The 3,297-nt window shown below is 55.5% G+C and carries 4 protein-coding genes and 1 pseudogene; 1 reads left to right on the top strand and 4 read right to left on the bottom strand.

Annotated elements, in window-relative coordinates; all coding sequences use genetic code 11:
• Positions 1 to 482: SAM-dependent methyltransferase (locus ACXRVY_RS22480; RefSeq protein ID WP_458238271.1), on the top strand; the 482-nt coding region annotated here is incomplete at its 5' end.
• Between the two features lie 75 nt (positions 483 to 557).
• Here the strand turns inward: ACXRVY_RS22480 and ACXRVY_RS22475 are convergent.
• From ACXRVY_RS22475 to ACXRVY_RS22460, 4 genes and pseudogenes are all read right to left on the bottom strand, one after another.
• The gene (locus ACXRVY_RS22475) at positions 558 to 1,604 is read right to left on the bottom strand and encodes an OmpA family protein (RefSeq protein ID WP_223462931.1); all 1,047 of its coding nucleotides are present in this window, start codon (positions 1,602 to 1,604) and stop codon (positions 558 to 560) included.
• 107 nt (positions 1,605 to 1,711) lie between these two features.
• Positions 1,712 to 2,302 (bottom strand): RNA polymerase sigma factor SigX, encoded by a 591-nt coding sequence (gene sigX / locus ACXRVY_RS22470; RefSeq protein WP_081501652.1) that lies wholly within the window; start codon positions 2,300 to 2,302, stop codon positions 1,712 to 1,714.
• Between the two features lie 90 nt (positions 2,303 to 2,392).
• Positions 2,393 to 3,123 (bottom strand): annotated as a pseudogene (locus tag ACXRVY_RS22465) (mechanosensitive ion channel family protein).
• A gap of 2 nt (positions 3,124 to 3,125) precedes the next feature.
• Positions 3,126 to 3,297, bottom strand: a 172-nt coding sequence (locus tag ACXRVY_RS22460; RefSeq protein ID WP_458238272.1) for a CrfX protein, incomplete at its 5' end; no start/stop codon positions are given.

Here is a 3,297-nt window from a genome sequence, read left to right as displayed (position 1 = left end):
GGTTGCGTGAGCGCGGGGTCGAGGTTGAGCTGGTCAATGGCATCACCGCCGGCCTGGCGGGCGCGACGCAATGCGATATTCCATTGACCCTGCGCGGCGTGGCACGAGGGGTGACTCTGGTGACCGCCCACACTCAGGATGACAGTAGCCTGAACTGGCAAGCGCTGGCCCAAGGCGGCACGACACTGGTGATCTACATGGGGGTGGCGAAGCTCAGCGAGATCCGTGAGCAACTGCTGGCGGGGGCAATGGCGGCAGATACGCCGGTGGCAATGATTGAAAACGCATCGTTGCCGCATCAACGAGAGTGTCGAAGCAGCCTGATGGCAATGGAGGAAGATGCCTGTGCTTTCGAGTTGAAAAGCCCGGCAATCCTGGTGATTGGCGCAGTCGCAGCCAACGCCATCCCCTCCTGTGGGAGCGAGCCTGCTCGCGAAGAGGTTCTGTCCGTCGACATCAATGTTGGATTTCAACGCGCCTGACGCGTCCTTCCTCACCAAATCGCAGACAAAGAAAAGCCCGGCCTAAGCCGGGCTTTTCTCGGAGCTGCGAGCTAATTACTTAGCGTGAGCTTCAACCTGCGCTTCTACGCGACGGTTAACAGCACGACCAGCTTCAGTTTTGTTGTCAGCAACCGGGCGGGACTCGCCGTAGCCAACGGACTGAACGCGGGACGATTCAACACCGTACTGGTTGGTCAGAACTTGCTTAACGGCGCTTGCACGACGCTCGGACAGTTTCTGGTTGTAAGCGTCAGGACCGACGTTGTCAGTGTGACCTTCAACAGTAGTGGTGGTGGATGGGTACTGCTTCATGAAGTCAGCCAGGTTCTTGATGTCAGCGTAGCTGCTTGGCTTGACTGCCGACTTGTTGAAGTCGAACTTCACGTCCAGCTCTACACGAACGACTTCAGCAACTGCTGGGCAACCATCAGCGTCAACAGTAACGTTGGCTGGGGTGTCCGGGCACTTGTCAACGTTGTCGCAAACGCCGTCGTTGTCGCTATCGGAGCAGACTTCTGGTGCTGGAACCGGAGCAGCAGCAGGCTTGTTGCCGCCACCGAAGTTCACACCCAGACCTACGGACGGGATGTAGTCCCACTTGCCGTTGTCCAGCTTGTAGTCAGCTTCTACGCCAGCACGAGCGTAAACGTTTTCAACGAAGTAGTACTTAACGCCAGCGCCAGCAGTCAGGAAAGTCGACTGGTCACGACCGGTGTGGCCGTCAGCGGCTACGTTGGTCATGCTGCCGTGCTTAACGCCACCTTGAACGTAAGGACGCAGAGCGTCGCCAGCGTTGTTGAAGTGGTACTGAGCGTTCAGACCGAACTGGTCGCCTTCGATTTTCTGATTACCAGTGCCGTTGTTCGAACGGGTGTGGTCGTCATTGTTGTAGGTCAAGTTCAACGATACGTCGTCGGTCAAGAAGTAACCGATGGAGGCGCCAGGAGTGTAGCCGTCTTCAACGTTCTTAACGCTGTCGTTGTACTTCTTCCCGTAGTTGAGCTCGCCTTCAACTGCGCCTTGGCCTTGTGCCAGTGCGCCGAACGAAGTAGCGGCAATAAGAGTACCAATGGCCAAGCCCAAGGTGTTTTTCAGTTTCATCCGTTAAATCCCCATCTGGTGATTGTGAAGCAGTCCCGCAAACCGGGGGACAACTCGGCGGCAAGTCTAACAGAACTTGCCTGCACGTAAGAGATATTTGCGCTGAACTAAGTTTCAGCAATGCCTGCAAATTTCTCACGTAATTTATCTAGAGCGCGCTTGTACCGCATTTTTGTTGCACTCAAACCCATGTGCATGATGTCTGCGATCTCCTGAAACTCCAGCTCTGCGACAAAACGTAGCACCAGAATTTCGCGGTCAATCGGGTTCACATACACCAACCAGCGATCAAGTCCGCCCTTTTCCTCAGGTTTCGGCGCCTTTTCTTCGGACGCTTCCTCGAGGGGGTCAAGACTCAATGCGTCCATCAAGCGACGCTTTCGCCGTTCCTTTCGATATTGTGTGATGCACTCGTTGTACGTGATGCTATATAGCCACGTCTTGAACTTCGATTTACCTTCGAAGTTCTTCAGGCCATACAGCACCTTCAACATGACCTCCTGACAGACATCGTCTGCGTCGCGATCGTTCCCGAGATATCGTGCGCATACGTTAAATAATGTTCGTTGGTAACGCCGCATCAGTTCTTCATAGGCGCGTGTTACGTGAAACAGTTCGGTATGCGAGCGCGCGACCAACTCCTCATCAGAGAGCTCGCGGGGGTCGTAGCGCATGGATAACGATTGGGTTTTATTCAAAACAAGTCGGGCCGACAGTCAGGTCAATGTCCGCCGCAGCCAGCATCAGCAGGCATTTTGCGGCGGCATACATTAGCAGAGTTTGCCGGGTTAGCGGCTACTCACATGCTGCTCAAGGAGGATCCGATTGGAAAGAGAGACTAGCTCACCCTCATCGGTCAGCAATGTGGTTTTAACCGTGCCGATCTCTTCGATCTGGCCTTCGACCTCGCCAACACGCACTTGTTGCCCAACCTGGTACAGCTCACGCACGTAGATTCCCGCAAGAATCTGGCCGGCAATTTCCCGGCTTCCCAATCCCATGGCCAGTGCTACCGCCAGACCAACGGTTATCAACACGATCACGATCACATGGTTCAGCAGGTCAGTCTTGACCTCCAGCTGGCTGATCGCAACCGAAATACTGATGATGATCACCAGGCCCTGAGCAATTCGACCAAGCCCCGAAGCATAGTCCAGGCCCACGCCTTCTGCCGCTCCACGCACCAAGCTGAAACCCGCTCAAGTCCGAGGGATTCTGCGGCAGAAACCAGAAAAATAAGCAGAATGAACCCATAGACGATCTTGCCGATCAGGGTCGAGATAGGAACCTGCAATCCAGCGCGGGACAGCAGCTTGGTCAGGCCAGTGCCGCCCATCAAGCGGTCAAGGCCCAGTTTGGCGAGCAACTTGGAGAGCAGGGTGTCCAGCAGTTTGGCCACGACAAAACCCAACAGCAGCACAACCAGTGCGCCGAACAGGTTCGGAATGAAGTTCGCAACCTTGGTCCACAACGCAGTCATTGCAGTGACGAGGCTCTGAGTCCRGAGATCAAGTTCCATATTCAATCAGCCTTATCAGCAGTGCGGGCAGCAGGTTTACGAAGACGGGATACCGGCGCGACATGGGCCGACCCGTTATTCAAGGCGATCATCATTGCGGGCAACCAGCGCCCCAGCAGGCTGAACAGATCACCGGCGCCAACCTGGCGGTTGGCGGTTTTCAGCACACGCCCC

The organism is Pseudomonas sp. P5_A2_2 (genome assembly GCF_054177685.1).
Note: the sequence above shows the minus strand (reverse complement) of the source record. Positions and strands in the feature narration are given on the sequence as shown.

What these genes read in the sequence shown, in the direction of transcription:
- ACXRVY_RS22475 (WP_223462931.1), bottom strand. Translation starts at nt 1,604, where the DNA reads ATGAAACTGAAAAACACCTTGGGCTTGGCCATTGGTACTCTTATTGCC.